Source organism: Streptomyces sp. NBC_01244 (assembly GCF_035987325.1).
Lineage (GTDB): Bacteria > Actinomycetota > Actinomycetes > Streptomycetales > Streptomycetaceae > Streptomyces.
Window position 1 is genome coordinate 3349618 of record NZ_CP108488.1, and the last position, 16237, is coordinate 3365854.

The window sequence follows — 16237 nt, forward strand, 5'->3', positions numbered from 1 at the left end:
AGGCCCGCAGCCGCGGGCCGCTGCCGGTGACGGCGACCGAACCGTCCTCGTCCGTGCGCAGCACGGCCGCGCCCGACTCCCGCAGCCGGGCGAGCGTACCCGCCGCGGGGTGCCCGTACCTGTTCCCGGCGCCCACCGGGACGATCGCGAGCCGCGGCCGGATCCGCTCGTACAGCCCGGGATCCTGATGGGCGCTGCCGTGGTGCGCGACCTTGAGCACATCGACCGGCCCCAGTTCCGGATGGTTCCTCAACAAGGCCTGCTGGGAGCCCGGTTCGAGGTCACCCAGGAGGAGCAGGGTCAGGCCCGCGCCGCGCACCAGCAGGGCCACGCTCGCGTCGTTGGGACCCTCGGGGGGAACACCCTCGGTCGGCGGCCACAGCACCTGCCACTCCAGCTGCCCGGCCCGCCGCCGCTCCCCCTCCACGGCGCGGACGAGGGGAACCCCGGCGGCGGCCGCCATCCGCCGTACGAACGCGGCCTGCCCGGGCGGCTCTTCCAGTCCGGTGACTTGCACCACACCCACCGAGCGGCCCTTGAGCACCCCGGCCAGCCCGCCCACGTGGTCGGCGTGAAAGTGCGTCAGCAGGACCATCGGCACCCGGGTCACGCCCAGCTCCCTCAGGCACACGTCCACCGGCCCGGGCTCGGGGCCCGCGTCCACCACCACGGCCGTACCCGGGCCCACGGCGAGTACGGCGGCGTCCCCCTGGCCGACCGCGCACTGGGTGTAGATCCAGTCGGGCGGCGGCCAGCCCTTGACCGTACGAGTGACCAGGGGCGGCCTCAGTACGGCGAGGAGCAGCACCACGGCCAGGGCGGGGGCGAGCCATCGCCCCCGGCCGAACCGCCTGCCGAGCAGCACCGCAGCCAAGGTGGCGGCGGCGAGCAGCAACCCTCCGCCCACCCCGCCGGGCCAGCCCAGCTCCGCCCCGGGCAGTCCTGCCCCGCCCCGGGCCACGGCGGCGATCCACCCGGCGGGCACGCCCGCGCACCAGGCGAGCGCCTCGGCCACCGGCCGGCACACCGGGGCCGCCGCCAGCGCGGCGAACCCCAGGACGGTCGCGGGCCCCGCCGCCAGCTCGGCCAGCAGGTTGCAGGGCACCGCCACCAGGCTCACCCGGGCCGACAGCACCGCGACGACCGGCGCGCACACCGCCTGGGCCGCCGCCGCGGCCGCCAGTGCCTCGGCCGGGCGGGGCCGCATGCCGCGCCGCTGCAGGGCCTCGCTCCACCGGGGAGCCAGCGTCAGCAGGGCCCCGGTGGCCAGGACGGAGAGCAGGAAGCCGTAGCTCCGGGCCAGCCAGGGGTCGTACAGCACCAGCAGCAGGACGGCGGCGGCCAGCGCCGGGATCAGGGACCTGCGCCGCCCGGTGGCGATGGCCAGCAGGGTGACCGAGCCGCAGGCCGCCGCCCGCAGCACGCTGGGCTCCGGTCGGCACACCACCACGAAGGCCAGGGTCAGGGCCACCCCGCACAGGGCCGTCGCCCGCAGCGAGAGCCCCAGGCGCGGGGCGAGCCCGCCCCGCTCGGCCTGCTGCGCGCGGGCCGGGGCCCCGATGAGCAGGAAGAGCACCACGGTCAGGTTGGAGCCGGACACGGCCAGCAGGTGCAGAAGATCGGTGGCGCGGAACGCGTCGTGCAGATCGGGCTCCACCCGGGAGGTGTCCCCGACCACCAGTCCCGGCAGGAGAGCCCTGGCGTCCGGGGCCAGCCCGTCGGTGACCTCGCACAGCCCGGCCCGCAGCCGCCCGGCGATCCGCTGCACGGTGTCCGGCCCGCCGGTCACCCGTGGCGGGGCGTCCCCGGCCGGACGGAGCAGGGCGACGGCCCGCTCCCCCTCCCGCGCCGGGGCCAGCCGGGCCACCACCTCGATCCGTGTCGAGGGCTGCAACCGGGCCCACCCCGGATGCCCCGCCAGCACCCGTACCGGGGTCGACACCCGGGTCCGGGCACCGTCGGGCCCGGTCAGCCGGGTCACCACGGCGTCGAGCACCACCACGGGCGGCCCGCTCCCGGTGCGGACCGTCCGCGGATCGGAGCCCACGGTGAGGTCCGCCAGCACCCGGGCATGGTCCAGGGCCAGCTCCGGGACCGGCCCGGCCCGCGCCTCGGCCCGCTGGAGACCCGCCACCCCGGCTCCGGCGGCCGCGCACAGCAGGACCGCCGCCACGGCCGTCCGGAACGGCACGGAGCGCCTCCGGCCCGCCAGCATCAGCAGCCCGGCCGCACCCACTCCCAGCCCCGCCGCGACGGCACTCCGGCCGACGGGCGCCCCGAGGCCCACGGCAGCAGCCCCCCACACAGCCAGAGCCAGCCCCACCAGCCGCAAATCCACCGGCCCCTGCTCCCGCCCGGCCGAGCCTTGCCCCGCCGTTTCCCGCTCGACCGCTTCCCGCCCGGCCGGACCCCGCACACGCGCACTCCACCCCGCCGGACCCCGCCCCGCCGGACCCCGCGCGCTCGGAACCCGCCCGGCCGGACGCGGCCCCGCGCCGCCGGCCCGGCTCACGGCCGCACCAGCTCACGCAGATCGGCGAATCGGCGCTCGCCGATCCCGTTGACCTGCCGGAGCTCCTCGACTGAGCGGAAGCCCCCGCGCACCGTGCGGAAGTCCACGATGTGCTGCGCGAGGACCGGTCCGACTCCCGGCAGGCCGTCCAGTTGCTCGGCCGTGGCCGTGCCGAGGCTCAGCGGCCCGGAGGCGGGACCTCCCCGGCCCGTCGGCGGCGGCGGGGCCGGAGCGCCCACCAGGACCTGCTCGCCGTCCATCAGGACGCGGGCCCGGTTCAGCCCGGTGGTATCCGTCCCGGGCCGCACTCCCCCGGCGGCGGCCAAGGCATCCTCCACGCGCGAGCCGGGAGGCAGTTTGCGCACTCCCGGGTCACGGACCTTGCCGCTGACGTCCACCAGGATGGGACCGGCGCCGGGGCCCGCCCGGGCCGCGGTCGGGGCCGGCAGCGCTGCCGCCGCGGGCGCCGCCAGGGCGGGTGCGGTCACCGGCCGAGGCCGGGCCGCCCTGTACTGCTGTGCTGCGAACCCGACCGCGACGACCAGTACCACCGAGACGGCGGCCACCGTGCGCAGCTCGACCCCGCAGCGGGTTTGCAGCCACAGGGGCAGCCGCTCCCGCACCGCGAGCCACCGTAAAGCCCCGGCAGGCACCTCCCGGCCCTCGGGCGGAGCCGCCGCCGCGCCGCCCCGGGCGGGCGCCTCGACTCGAACCACCGGCCCTGGCCCGACCACCGGCCCTGGCCCGACCGGCGGCTCCGGCCGGCCCTCGGCCCCGGCCTCCGGCGCCACCCCGACGGAGCGGACATCCGGCGGCGCTGTCCCGGCCGGGGCGCCCTCCGGCGGCGGATCGCCCGGGGGGCGGCCCGCTCCGAGCAGGGCCTCGGCCCGGCGTCGCACCACCGCGGGATCGGGGCGGCCTGATCGCCGGCCGTGGCGATGCCGCAAGCGGCTGTCGGAGAGGCGGGGACGGCCGGGGCCACTGGTGGCGCCGGCGGGACCTGGGGTGCGCGTACGAAGAGTCATGGCACGACGGTAGGGCCGTGCCGCGGCACGCGTTCGGAAGCCTCAATTCCGGTGGATGGCCGGACCGTTGTGGATATCTCCCTCACTCGGTCCGGTGATCAGCGCGGGGAGACGACCGCCGCCAGCAACCCAGGTCCGGTGTGTGCGCCGATCACCGCGCCGACCTCGCTGACGTGCAGCTCGACCAGCCCGGGGATCCGCTCGCGAAGCCGCTGCGCCAGCTTCTCCGCGCGTTCCGGGGCCGCGAGGTGGTGCACTGCCACGTCGACGGGGCCGGATCCGGCGCGCTCGACGGCCAGCTCCTCCAGGCGGGCTATGGCCTTGGAGGCCGTACGCACCTTCTCCAGCATCTCGATCCGCCCGCCGTCCAGCGTCAGCAGCGGTTTCACCGCGAGCGCCGAACCGAGGAGGGCCTGCGCGGCCCCGATGCGGCCTCCGCGGCGGAGGTAGTCGAGGGTGTCGACGTAGAAGTACGCGGACATCCCGGCGGCCCGCTTCTCGGCCGCCGCGACGACTTCGTCGAGGGACCCGCCGGCCTCGGACACCTCCGCCGCGGCCAGGGCGCAGAAGCCCAGGGCCATGGCGACCATGCCGGTGTCGACGACGCGGACGGGCACCGGGGCGGTCTTCGCGGCGAGGACGGCGGCGTCGTAGGTGCCGGAGAACTCCGCGGACAGGTGCAGGCTGACGATGCCGGTCGCACCGGCCTCCACGGCCGCCCGGTAGGCCCGGGCGAAGTCCTCGGGGCTGGGGCGGGACGTGGTGACCGAGCGGCGCTTCTGCAGGGCCAGGGCGAGGCTCCTGGCCGAGATCTCGGTGCCCTCTTCCAGGGCTTCGTCGCCGAGGACCACGGTCAGCGGGACGGAGGTGATTCCGTGCCGCGCCATGGCCGGTTGGGGCAGGTAGGCCGTGGAATCCGTGACGATCGCGACATGGCGGGACATGAGGCGGAGGTTACCGGCAGTGGGGGTGTTCCGGCAGCCCGGGTCTGCCGGTGCGCCTCGGGCCCGGCTCCGAGGGGGTTCCCGCCGGTCCCCATCCGGGCCGCCACCCGGTCCGGCCGCTCCGCCGCGTTCCCGCCAGGCCGCCGCCCCGCTCCCGCCGGACTGCGCGCAGTCCACGGACCTGCTGCCCCGGCCTCGGACGGACTCCGACAGCAGGTGGTCGGCCCTGCGGGGCTGGGTCCCCTACCCGCCCTTCCACCGTTCCCCGGGCTCCGCCCGGACCCGCGCCTCAAACGCCGGCGAGGCTGGATGCGGGCTACGCCCGGATCCCGGTCCTCAAACGCCGGCGGGGCTGGAAGGGTAGCGGGCTGCGCGCGGACCCCGATCCTCAGACCCCGGACCGGCCGGCCGGAGGGCACGGGCTGCACCCCCGGGCCGGTCCTCACACTCCGAACCCGCCGGAGGGCACCGGGCTGCGCCCGGACCCAGCCCCTGGGGCTCCGCCCCAGATCCCGTACCTCAAGCGTCGGCGAGGCCCGACCTGGATGCGGCCCGGCTCAGGTCGTCGCTTCCGGGCGGCGGGTCTTCTGCCAGGGGTACTGGGGGGGCGGGGTGGGTTCGGAGAGGGCCGCGGGCTCGGGGGTGTTCCACGTGGGAGTCGTGGGAGTCGTGGGAGTCGAGTGGGGGACGTCGTCGGCCGGTGCGCGGGACCAGTCCCGCAGCGCGCCCGACTCGACGTCGATCTGGGCCGACAGGTGCGACAGGTCGTCCTCCGCGAAGCGCAGGGCGCGGTCGCGCGCCGCCCAGCGCAGCGAGTCCGCCGCCTGAGTGATCTGCGCCGTGCGCTCCCGCAGGTCCGGCAGGACCGCCGCGATCCGCTGGCGGTCGGGCTCCGCCTCCAGGCGCTTCAGCTCGTCGTCGAGTTCGTGTCCGTGCACGCTCAACCGCTCGAACAGCCCGATCGACTCCTTCAGCGAGGCGTCCGTCTGGACCCCCTGGTACAGCGCCCGCTGCGTCGCCCGCATCGAGTTCCGCAGGTCCAGCCGCAGCGTGGCCAGCGCGCCCGCGACACCGACCTGGCCGAAGCTGCGGGCCTTCAGGGTGGTGTCCTCCACGGTGCGGCGGGCCTGGGTGATGGTCCGGTCCACGCCGCGCGCGGCGGCCTTGACCACCTTCGTCGTCACGTAGGCACCGAGCCCCAGAAAGGCGAACAGCAGCACCAGGGCCACGATGATAAAAGCCGCCTCCATGAGGGTCCCTTCCCCAGCCGATTACGTCCCTTCCACCGTAAACGCCACGGGCAGGCCGCGGGTTCCAATCGAACCCCCAACCTGCCCGTACGGGAATACCCCTAGACGCGTCAGACAGCGACGTCAGACGGAGACGTCAGACGTCAGACGACGATGTTCACCAGCTTCGGCGCGCGCACGATGACCTTGCGGATCTCCGCCCCGCCCAGCGCCGCCACGACCGCCTCGTCACCCAGCGCCAGCTGCTCCAGCTCGGCGTCGGAGATCGCCGGAGACACCTCCAGGCGGGCCTTGACCTTGCCCTTGATCTGGACGACGCACGTGACGCTCTCGTCGACGACGTACGCCGGGTCCGCGACCGGGAAGTCCTGGTGGACGACCGACTCGCCGTGGCCCAGGCGCTGCCACAGCTCCTCCGCGATGTGCGGCGCCAGCGGGGCCACCAACAGCACCAGCCGCTCCGCGACCGAGCGCTCCAGCGGCCGGCCCGCCTTCGTCAGGGTGTTGTTCAGCTCGGTGATCTTCGCGATGGCGGTGTTGAAGCGCAGTGCGGCCATATCGGCGCCGACCCCGTCGATCGCCTTGTGCAGCGCGCGCAGGGTGGCCTCGTCCGGCTCCGCGTCGACGACCGTGACGACGCCCGTCTCCTCGTCCACCACGTTGCGCCACAGGCGCTGCAGCAGCCGGTACTGGCCGACGACGGCCCGGGTGTCCCAGGGACGCGAGACGTCCAGGGGGCCCATCGCCATCTCGTACAGGCGCAGGGTGTCCGCGCCGTACTCCTCGCAGATCTCGTCCGGCGTGACGGCGTTCTTCAGGGACTTGCCCATCTTGCCGTGCTCACGCTTGACCGGCTCGCCCTGGTAGAAGTAGCCGCCGTCCCGCTCCTCGACCTCGGCCGCCGGGACGTACACACCGCGCGAGTCGGTGTACGCGTACGCCTGGATCATGCCCTGGTTGAACAGCTTGTGGAACGGCTCGACCGAGGAGACGTGTCCCAGGTCGAACAGCACCTTGGACCAGAAGCGCGCGTACAGCAGGTGCAGCACCGCGTGCTCGGCGCCGCCCACGTACAGGTCCACGCCGCCGTGCGGCTGACCCTCGCGCGGGCCCATCCAGTACTGCTCGATCTCCGGATCGACCAGGGCCGAGCCGTTGTTCGGGTCCAGGTAGCGCAGCTCGTACCAGCAGGAGCCGGCCCAGTTCGGCATGGTGTTGGTCTCGCGCCGGAACGGGCGCGCCCCGCGACCGTCGCCCAGGTCCAGTTCCACGTTGACCCACGCCTGGTTGCGCGACAGCGGGGTCTCCGGCTTGGAGGTGGCGTCGTCCGGCGCGAAGGTGCGCGGCGAGTAGTCCTCGACCTCCGGCAGTTCCAGCGGCAGCATCGACTCGGGCAGCGGGTAGGCGACGCCGTCCTCGTCGTAGACGATCGGGAAGGGCTCGCCCCAGTAGCGCTGGCGGCTGAACAGCCAGTCGCGCAGGCGGAAGTTGACGGTGCCCTCGCCGATGCCGCGCCCGGCCATCCAGTCGGTGATCGCGGCCTTGGCCTCGACCACGCCCAGACCGTCCAGCGAGATGCCCTCGCCCGTCGAGTTGACGATGGTGCCGTCGTACGAGGAGAACGCGTCCTCCCACTCCAGCGGGTCGGCGTCGCGGTCGTCCGTGGGCTGGACGACGCAGCGCACCGGCAGCTCGAAGGCGCGCGCGAACTCGAAGTCACGGCTGTCGTGCGCCGGGACAGCCATGATCGCGCCGGTTCCGTAGCCCATCAGCACGTAGTCCGCGATGAAGACGGGCACCTGGTCGCCGCTGACCGGGTTGGTCGCGTACGCGCCGGTGAAGACGCCGGTCTTGTCCTTGGCCTCGGCCTGCCGCTCGACGTCCGACTTCGCGGCGGCCTGCTTGCGGTACGAGTCCACGGCCTCGGCGGGGGTCGCGTTGCCGCCGGTCCACAGCTGGTGGGTGCCCTCGGGCCACTCGGCCGGGACGATCTTCGCGACCAGCTCGTGCTCGGGCGCCAGCACCATGTAGGTGGCGCCGAACAGCGTGTCGGGGCGGGTGGTGAAGACGGTGATGGCGTCGCCGTCGCCGACCGCGAAGTCGACGCGCGCGCCCTCGCTGCGGCCGATCCAGTTGCGCTGCTGCAGCTTGATGGCCTCGGGCCAGTCCAGCGCGTCCAGGTCGTCGATCAGGCGGTCGGCGTAGGCCGTGATCCGCATGTTCCACTGGCTCAGCTTGGACTTGAAGACGGGGAAGTTGCCGCGCTCGGACCGGTTGTCGGCGGTGACTTCCTCGTTGGCCAGTACGGTGCCCAGCCCGGGGCACCAGTTGACGGGCGCGTCCGAGGCGTACGCCAGCCGGTACCCGTTCAGTACGTCGGCCCGCTCGCCCGCGCTCAGCGCGGCCCAGGAGGCTCCGCCGGGCAGCTCACGCGAGCCGTCCTCGAAGGAGGCGACCAGCTCGGCGATGGGCCGGGCCTTCGCGGCGTCCGCGTCGTACCAGGAGTTGTAGATCTGCAGGAAGATCCACTGGGTCCACTTGTAGTAGTCCGGGTCGATCGTCGCGAACGACCGGCGCTTGTCGTGACCCAGACCCAGCCGGCGCAGCTGGACCTTCATGTTCTCGATGTTCGCCTCGGTCGACACGCGCGGGTGCGTGCCGGTCTGCACGGCGTACTGCTCGGCCGGCAGGCCGAAGGCGTCGAAGCCCAGGGTGTGCAGGACGTTGTGGCCGCTCATCCGCTGGTGGCGGGCGAAGACGTCGGTGGCGATGTACCCGAGCGGGTGGCCGACGTGCAGGCCCGCGCCCGAGGGGTACGGGAACATGTCCATGATGAACTTCTTGGGCCGCGCCACGACCTCGGGGTCTCCGGCCAGGTCACCGGTCGGGTTCGGGGCCTCGTACGTGCCCTGCGCGTCCCATACGTCCTGCCAGCGTGCCTCGATGTCGGCGGCCATGGCAGCCGTGTAACGGTGCGCCTCGGCCGCCTCGGGGGCCGGGGTGTTCGTCTCGCTCATGATTCCTGAAGCTCCATCGATCGTCTCTGCCGTCTCTGCTGCCCAAACGAAAAAACCCCTCGCACAGGAGGGGGCGCCGCGCCGGGGCCGACCGCTTCGTGGGGTCGGAACTGTTCAGCGCGGCTCGGTAAGCAGAAGGCGTACGGCACGCATGGCGTCAGGGTACCGCAGCGGCCCCGAGGGGCGCTCTGCCCTTCCGGCCGGTGGACGCACAACGAGAAGCGGGCCACCGTTTCCGGTGGCCCGCTTCTTCACTGTGGAGCTATGGAGAATTGAACTCCAGACCTCCTGCATGCCATGCAGGCGCTCTACCAACTGAGCTATAGCCCCTTGTCTTGCCTGCCGCTTCGTGGCCCGTTTCCGGCCCCCTTGGCGACATCCCAAACATTACACGGTGATGGCCCTGGTCCAAAAATCGGTTTCCACGAGCCCCGGGCCATGTCCGTTTCCTGGCGATTCGTCACATGCCCCGGCTCGTTGCTGGTCACGCCGTCCCGCGTCCCCGCGTCACGCCCGCGCGAACTGGTAGAACCGCTTCAGCGTGCAGTGCTCGTCGAGCAGTCGCCCGTAGATCGGCTCGCCCTCCAGCTCGCGGTACGTCTCGATCGGGTCGCCTTTTATGATCAGTGCCCGCGCGCATTCCTCGCACCAGTACTGGTAGTCGGGATTGACCGGCTCCATGTCCCGCACGATCGGCGTGCCGTTGTTGCACCAGTCGCACCGCCGCCGGTGTGCACCCATCCGTCAGCGACTCCCTCCCGCGTCGGGCCGTCGTCGTCCCCCTCCGGCCGTCCGATTCTGCCATGCCGGTGCTCGCTCGGGCAGCTGTGGACAAAAGCAAAGATCCCGCCCCCTGTTGGGGACGGGATCTTGATTGTGGAGCTATGGAGAATTGAACTCCAGACCTCCTGCATGCCATGCAGGCGCTCTACCAACTGAGCTATAGCCCCGCTCTCCGCGACGCTCCCCCCGTTTCCGGTGTTCTGCGCTGCGAACAAGAAGAACTCTAGCCTGTGACCAGCCGGAAAGTGAAATCCGGGTGGGAGCCGCTCCGAGGTGGGCTCAGTCGTCGTCGCCGAGCACCGGTTCGGGCAGCGTGCCGGCGTTGTGTTCCATCAGCCGCCAGCCTCGCGCGCCCTCGCCCAGGACGGACCAGCAGCAGTTGGAGAGCCCGCCCAGGCCCTCCCAGTAGTACGAGTCCAGGCCCAGCAGGCGGCCGATCGTCGTACGGATGGTGCCGCCGTGGCTGACCACCACGAGCGTGCCGCCGGGGGGCAGCCGGTCGGCGTGTTCCAGCACCACCGGCGCGGCCCGGTCGGCGACCTCGGTCTCCAGCTCGCCGCCACCGCGGCGGACCGCCTCGCCGCGCTTCCACGCCGCGTACTGGTCGCCGTACTTGTCCAGGATCTCGTCGTGCGTGAGGCCCTGCCATTCGCCGGCGTACGTCTCGCGCAGCGCCTCGTCGTGCGTCACCGCCAGCCCCGTAATTGCCGCCAGCTCGGCAGCCGTGGCGGCGGCTCGCATCAGGTCCGAGGCGACGATGGCATCGGGCTTCAGCGAGGCGAGCAGCCGGGCGGCACGGCGCGCCTGCGCCACACCGGCCTCGGTCAGCTCGATGTCCGTGGAGCCCTGGAAGCGGCGCTCCAGGTTCCACGAGGTCTGGCCGTGCCGCCACAGGACGATCTTGCGGCTGGTCCGGCCGTTGCCGCTGGTCGTACCGCCGCCGGCCCTGCCGTCAACGGCCGTGCCTTCGCGGGTCACACCCTCAGGGGTCGTGCCGTCGTGGGTCGCGCTCAGAACAGATCACCGTCCAGTTCGTCGTCGCCCTGCGCGGCGCGCAGCGCGGCGTGCTCCTCGGCCTTGCCCTTGGTGAGCTTGGCGTCCTCGGGGAGGTCGATCTCGGGGCAGTCCTTCCACAGGCGCTCCAGCGCGTAGAAGACGCGCTCCTCGCTGTGCTGCACGTGGACGACGATGTCGATGTAGTCGAGCAGGATCCAGCGGGCGTCGCGGTCGCCTTCGCGGCGCACCGGCTTGGCGCCCAGCTCCTTCAGGAGCTTCTCCTCGATCTCGTCGACGATCGACTTGACCTGACGGTCGTTGGGAGCCGAAGCGAGGAGGAAGGCGTCGGTGATCGACAGCACGTCGCTGACGTCGTACGCGATGATGTCGTGCGCGAGCCGGTCGGCCGCGGCCTGGGCGGCGGCGGTGATGAGCTCGATGGAGCGGTCCGTGGCGGTCACTGGCCATGCTTTCGGGTTGGCGGGCAGATCCTTACAAGGGTCTCATGTACCGCCGACACCGCCCGCGCGCAGCGTGCCGCGCGGGCGGGGCCGTGTCCGAAGGGCCCCGCCGGCGCAGGCCGCAGTAGGCCTCGGACGGCTCAGGACGGTTTGTAATCCTTGCCCAGCGTCACCACGACGTCCGCGTTCACCGCGTTCTCGGCCTTCTTCACGACCGTCTCGGGCAGTCCCAGCGTCTTGGCGACCTCGATCGCCTTGTCCCGCTGCGCGTCGTCCTGGTACGTGATCTGCGACGCGGGCGCCGTCTTGTCGGCCTTGCCGCCGTCCACCAGGGTGTAGCCGCCGTTGAGCAGGGCCGCCTTCGCCGCCGTGTTCGTCTTGGCGTCGCCGGTCGCGTCCTTCAGGCCGACCCGCGGCAGTGCCCCGGGCTGGGCCTCCGCGACGGAGCCGCCGAGGACCTCCTTGACCACCTTCTTGTTGGCCTCGTCCGTGAGGCCGCCGTCCGGCTTCACCCCGAGCACGTCGGTGCGGTACGCGCCCACCTTGGCGTGCTCGCCGAGCTTGGACAGCAGCGCGCCGAGCGTCTGCGCGTTCAGCGCCGGGTCCAGGATCTGACCGGTGGTCTCCACCGTCATCGCCGCCGACTTCGGATCGCCGGGCACCTTGCGCAGCAGGCCCAGCAGGACCTTGCCGAGCCGGTCCAGTTGCTTGGCCTCCGGCTCGCCCGGCGCCCGGTACGTGGCGTACGCGACGGCCATCGCACCGCTGAGGCTCTGCTTCGGGCCCTGGCCGACGGCGGGCACCTTCGCCGCGTCGTCCGCCGGGACGGCCACGTCGGTGTCGACCTCGATGCCGCCGACCAGCTCCACGAAGTTTTCCAGGAAGGGGGTGTCGAGTCGCCAGGTGCCGCCGATGCGGGTGCCGAAGACCGAGTCGAGGGATTCCCGTACGCCCAGACCGCCGTCCTCGACGGCCTTGCCCAGCTGGGCCGTGGTGCCGTCGTCCCTGGAGACGTTCAGCGTGTTCGGCACCAGGACGGTGGCGCCCCGCTTGGTGGTCACGTTGTCGACGAGCAGCGCCGTGGAGGTGCCGCCCTTCTTGGTGTTGTGCAGGTGCACGACGATCATGTCGCGTTTCTGCGGGCCCGTGGCGGCCGCGCCGTTCGAGGCCTTGCCGGGGCCCTCCAGGAACGGCAGCTTGCCCGCGTACCAGAGGTAGCCCAGGCCCGCGACGACGAAGAGCGCCAGGACGACGATCAACGCCACGACCCGGTTGCGGCCGCGCCGGCGTGCCTCCTCGCGGCGCTCGGTCCGGCTCTCGGTGAAGGCGAGCCAGTCGATGACGTCCTCGGAGTCCTCGTCCGGCTGGTCGATGAAGGCGAACTGTTCGGTCTGGTACGAGGGCCCCTGCCCCTGCGCGCCCGGCCCGTCGGCCCGTCGGGGCTCCGGCACCTGCGCGGCGGGACGGAACTCCGGCTCGGGCGCGGGGGCCCTGAGGGGCGCCTGCGCCGGGGCCTGCGGAGCGACCTGCTGCGGGATCCACTGCTGGGTGGCCCGGGTGTCGTACTGCGGGGTGGACTGCGTGTCGTACCCGTACTGCGGGGCCTGGGAGGCCTGCGGGTACTGCTCCTGGGGCTGCTGCGGGTAGTACTGCGGGGGCTGCTGCTGTGGGGGCTGCTGCCCGCCGTACCCCTGGTAGTCGTAGCCGTAGCCCTGCTCGTACTGCTGCTGCTCGTAGGAGGGTGCGGGCTCGGGGGCGGGCTGCGCGGGCACCTGGCCGTACATCGGCCGCCCGTACGCGTCGTAGCCGACGAGCTGCTGCTCCTGGCCGGCATACGGGTCGTACGGCTCGTGTCGGTCGTTCACCGCGGGCCCCTCTCTCCGGAAGCTCAGGCTCCCCGGTACAGCTCACGCTTGTCGATGTAGCGAACCACGCCGTCGGGCACGAGGTACCAGACAGGATCCCCCTTGGCCACGCGGGCACGGCAGTCCGTGGACGAAATGGCCAGCGCCGGAACCTCGACGAGCGAGACGCCGCCCTCGGGCAAGCCGTCGTCGGTGAGCACGTGGCCCGGCCGGGTGACGCCGATGAAGTGCGCGAGGGCGAAGAGCTCCTCGGCGTTCCGCCAGGTCAGGATCTGTGCAAGGGCGTCGGCGCCGGTGATGAAGAAGAGGTCGGCGTCGTCGTTGAGGGCGCTCAGGTCCCTCAGGGTGTCGATCGTGTACGTCGGGCCGCCGCGGTCGATGTCGATGCGGCTCACCGAGAACTGCGGGTTCGAGGCAGTCGCGATGACCGTCATCAGGTACCGGTCCTCGGCGGACGACACGGCCCGCTGCGACTTCTGCCACGGCTCGCCGGTCGGTACGAACATCACCTCGTCGAGGTGGAACAGCGCGGCCACCTCGCTGGCGGCCACCAGGTGTCCGTGGTGGATCGGATCGAATGTCCCGCCCATCACCCCGAGCCTGCGCTTGACCGGGCCGGTAGGCATTTCCTGCTCTCCCATGAGCGCAGAGCCTACTGGCCCGGTGGCGCGGCAGGGACCCGCCTACGGGTGCGTACGCGGTGACCTCGGTGGCCTCGACGGACCGGGCGTTCTGGGGTTCAGCGGTCCCGGTTCAGGCGCGTGGTGACCCACAGCATCAGCAGGAGGATGCCGAAGGCGGCCCCGCCGGTCAGGTACGGGTTCAGGCTGTCGTGGTTGCCGCCGTGCTTCTCGGCTCCCTCGGAGGCGAGGACGACCAGGTTGTGGGCGGTGGAGGCGAGGCTCATCAGGCAGGTACCTATCGGGTCGGGGAGCGGGCGGAGATTTCGCTCACATCGTATGCGGGGGCCTGGGGCACGCTCACGCCGACTCAGGCGTTGGAGAGGATAGACGGGCGGCCAGCCGCACACATCAACGGGGAGGGCGCTATGACGGGGACGGGATTCGAGAAGGCACCGGCGCGGGACCGCAGGAGGTTCCCCGGTATTTCCTCACGGGCGTACGAGCATCCGGCGGACCGGTCCGCGCTCGTGGCCCTGCGCAAGCTGACCGGTTTCGACACGGTCTTCAAGACGCTGAGCGGGCTGCTGCCCGAGCGCAGTCTGAGATTGCTCTTCCTCTCGGACTCCGTCCGGGTGGGCGAGACGCAGTTCCCGCACCTGCACGCGATGCTCCTGGACGCCTGCTACATCCTGGACCTGGAGAAGGTCCCGCAGATGTACGTCCAGCAGGACCCGAAGCCCAACGCCATGTGCATCGGGCTGGACGAGCCGATCATCGTGGTCACCACGGCCCTCGTCGAGCTCCTCGACGAGGAGGAGATGCGGGCGGTGGTGGGCCACGAGGTGGGTCACGCGCTGTCGGGGCACGCCGTGTACCGCACGATCCTGCTGTTCCTGACGACCCTGGCGCTCAAGGTCGCGTGGATCCCGCTGGGCAATGTGGCGATCATGGGGCTCGTGACGGCGCTGCGCGAGTGGTTCCGCAAGTCGGAGCTGTCCGCGGACCGGGCCGGGCTGCTGGTGGGACAGGACGTGCACGCCTCGATGCGCGGGCTGATGAAGCTCGCGGGCGGCAACCACCTCCACGAGATGAATGTCGACGCGTTCCTCGCCCAGGCCGAGGAGTACGAGAAGAGCGGCGATCTGCGCGACTCCGTCCTGAAGATCCTCAACGTGCTGCCCCGGACGCACCCCTTCACCACGGTGCGGGCGGCCGAGCTGAAGAAGTGGTCGCAGAACCGGGACCACCAGCGGATCATGGACGGCCACTACCCGCGGCGCGAGGACGACAAGGACACCTCGGTGACCGACTCCTTCCGGCAGTCCGCCGCGCACTACGCCGACACGGTGCGCACGAGCAAGGACCCGCTGCTGAAGCTGGTCGGCGACATCGCCGGCGGCACGGCGGACCTGGGCGGCAAGCTGCGGGACAAGTTTTCGGGCATGGGTGCCGCGGGTGCGGGCGGCGCTTCGGGCACCAGCGGCGGCGCCGGCGACGGCGAGAACAAGGACACCGGCAAGGGCGGGGCTACGGAGCAGGGCTGACGCCCTGCCCCGGGGCGGCCGGGGACGCCGGGGACTGCGTCCGCGGTGGCTCCGCGGTGGGCGTCGGTGCGAGCACCCCGCACAGCCCGGCCGTGCGGCGCGGACTGCCGCTGGCGTACGGGTCGGTCGCCGCCGGGCCGGTGGTGGTCGGCCCGGCGCCCGCCGTCAGCGGGCGGAAGCCTCCGGCCGGGTCGGCCGAACAGGCCTGCGGGCCCGCCATCACGTAGGCCGAGACGAGCTCCGCCCGCCGGGCCGTGAGGTCGTCGCGGTCGAAGCGCAGCCGCAGCTCCCGGCGGACGGTGAAGAGCGAGGCCCCGTCCGCCGCTGCCGGCTGGCCGGTGGCCGGGCGCACCGCGTAGACGAAGGTGTGGTCGGAGGTGACCTCCAGCGCGTTCGGGGCGGTCTCCGCGGCGGCGAGGACCCCGCTGACCCGGACCCGGGTGTCGGCCACCACGGCGGTCGCCGGGTCGAAGCGGACCAGCCAGCCGGTGACGGCGTGCCGCCCGTTGCCGGCGGGCGCGAGCATGCTCTGGTCGAACTGCGTCAGCTGGTCGGGGTCGAGCAGCACCCGCACCGGCCGGGAGGCCTCGCCGGACAGGACATCGGGGTCCAGTGAGGACTGCACCAGGTAGTCCTTGGCGATGGTCAGCGCGGTTTGGACCTGCTCGTCACTGAAGTGCCGGGTACGGCGCACACCGGGCAAGGTGATCCCGGCCGCCCCGATGCGGTACTGGGCCGCCGGACTCTGCGCGTACAGGTCGGCGGGCCGGCCGCCCGGGACGGGCTCGGAGGGCGCGAGCGGGACGACGGTGCTGCTCATCGCCTCGGCCGGGTGCCCGGCGGGCGGCACGTAGGGATTGCGCAGCCCCATGTAGACGGCGCCGGCGAGCGCCAGGGCGATGCAGAGCACGATGATCCGGCCCTGCCGGGCCGCCCCGCCGCGGGAGCCGGTCCGGGATCCGGGATGGCCTCCGCCGCTCGACCAGATCGACCGGCTCCGTACGGCGCGGGCGTGCTCGCCCATGCGCTCCTGTGCGGAGAACTCCTGGAGCCGGGCAGCCCGGACGAAGTCCTCGTCGAACACCACCGACCGGTACTCGTCGGCCCGGAACTCGTCGTCGGCCCCGCCGGCGCCCTCGGGGGTGCCGTTCGGCGGATCTCCTGGCATGGCCATCGCTTCTCCCCGCTGTCCCCGCTCCAGAGAAGCCCCCGGCTCC

The 16237-nt window shown here is 72.6% G+C and carries 12 protein-coding genes, 2 tRNA genes and 1 pseudogene; 1 reads left to right on the top strand and 14 read right to left on the bottom strand.

Going from position 1 to position 16237, the window contains the following annotated elements; translation table 11 throughout:
• Position 1: 1 nt before the first annotated feature.
• The 13 genes and pseudogenes from OG247_RS14925 to OG247_RS14985 form a co-directional block, all read right to left on the bottom strand.
• Positions 2–2215, bottom strand: a pseudogene (locus tag OG247_RS14925) (ComEC/Rec2 family competence protein); the annotation flags it as partial.
• Between the two features lie 293 nt (positions 2216–2508).
• Positions 2509–3135: a ComEA family DNA-binding protein gene (locus tag OG247_RS14930; RefSeq protein ID WP_327252711.1), complete on the bottom strand. Its 627-nt coding sequence runs from the start codon at positions 3133–3135 to the stop codon at positions 2509–2511.
• Between the two features lie 500 nt (positions 3136–3635).
• Positions 3636–4481: a DegV family protein gene (locus OG247_RS14935; RefSeq protein ID WP_327252712.1), complete on the bottom strand. Its 846-nt coding sequence runs from the start codon at positions 4479–4481 to the stop codon at positions 3636–3638.
• A 557-nt stretch (positions 4482–5038) separates the two neighbouring features.
• Positions 5039–5731 (bottom strand): hypothetical protein, encoded by a 693-nt coding sequence (locus OG247_RS14940; RefSeq protein ID WP_327252713.1) that lies wholly within the window; start codon positions 5729–5731, stop codon positions 5039–5041.
• Positions 5732–5874: 143 nt separating this feature from the next.
• Entirely contained in the window at positions 5875–8748 is a 2874-nt protein-coding gene (gene leuS / locus OG247_RS14945; protein ID WP_327252714.1) for a leucine--tRNA ligase, read from the bottom strand.
• 257 nt (positions 8749–9005) lie between these two features.
• Positions 9006–9078, bottom strand: a tRNA-Ala gene (locus tag OG247_RS14950).
• A 177-nt stretch (positions 9079–9255) separates the two neighbouring features.
• Complete coding sequence (locus tag OG247_RS14955; RefSeq protein ID WP_007264019.1) at positions 9256–9489, bottom strand: hypothetical protein; 234 nt, start codon at positions 9487–9489, stop codon at positions 9256–9258.
• A 136-nt stretch (positions 9490–9625) separates the two neighbouring features.
• Positions 9626–9698 (bottom strand) — tRNA-Ala (locus tag OG247_RS14960).
• A gap of 112 nt (positions 9699–9810) precedes the next feature.
• Complete coding sequence (locus OG247_RS14965) at positions 9811–10509, bottom strand: histidine phosphatase family protein (protein WP_442813287.1); 699 nt, start codon at positions 10507–10509, stop codon at positions 9811–9813.
• Positions 10510–10541: 32 nt separating this feature from the next.
• Positions 10542–10988, bottom strand: a complete 447-nt coding sequence (gene rsfS, locus OG247_RS14970) for a ribosome silencing factor (protein WP_250739445.1) — start codon at positions 10986–10988, stop codon at positions 10542–10544.
• A gap of 140 nt (positions 10989–11128) precedes the next feature.
• On the bottom strand, positions 11129–12853 hold the full coding sequence (locus OG247_RS14975) for an LCP family protein (RefSeq protein WP_327252715.1): 1725 nt from the start codon (positions 12851–12853) through the stop codon (positions 11129–11131).
• A 23-nt stretch (positions 12854–12876) separates the two neighbouring features.
• On the bottom strand, positions 12877–13494 hold the full coding sequence (gene nadD, locus OG247_RS14980) for a nicotinate-nucleotide adenylyltransferase (protein ID WP_243334788.1): 618 nt from the start codon (positions 13492–13494) through the stop codon (positions 12877–12879).
• Positions 13495–13592: 98 nt separating this feature from the next.
• Positions 13593–13760 (bottom strand): hypothetical protein, encoded by a 168-nt coding sequence (locus tag OG247_RS14985; RefSeq protein WP_327252716.1) that lies wholly within the window; start codon positions 13758–13760, stop codon positions 13593–13595.
• Between the two features lie 141 nt (positions 13761–13901).
• Here OG247_RS14985 and OG247_RS14990 point away from each other — a divergent pair, with 141 nt between their 5' ends.
• Entirely contained in the window at positions 13902–15020 is a 1119-nt protein-coding gene (locus OG247_RS14990; RefSeq protein ID WP_327252717.1) for a M48 family metallopeptidase, read from the top strand.
• Here the strand turns inward: OG247_RS14990 and OG247_RS14995 are convergent.
• Positions 15004–16194: an SCO2583 family membrane protein gene (locus OG247_RS14995; protein WP_327252718.1), complete on the bottom strand. Its 1191-nt coding sequence runs from the start codon at positions 16192–16194 to the stop codon at positions 15004–15006. The two genes, OG247_RS14990 and OG247_RS14995, sit on opposite strands and share 17 nt — an antisense overlap.
• Between the last annotated feature and the right edge of the window lie 43 nt (positions 16195–16237).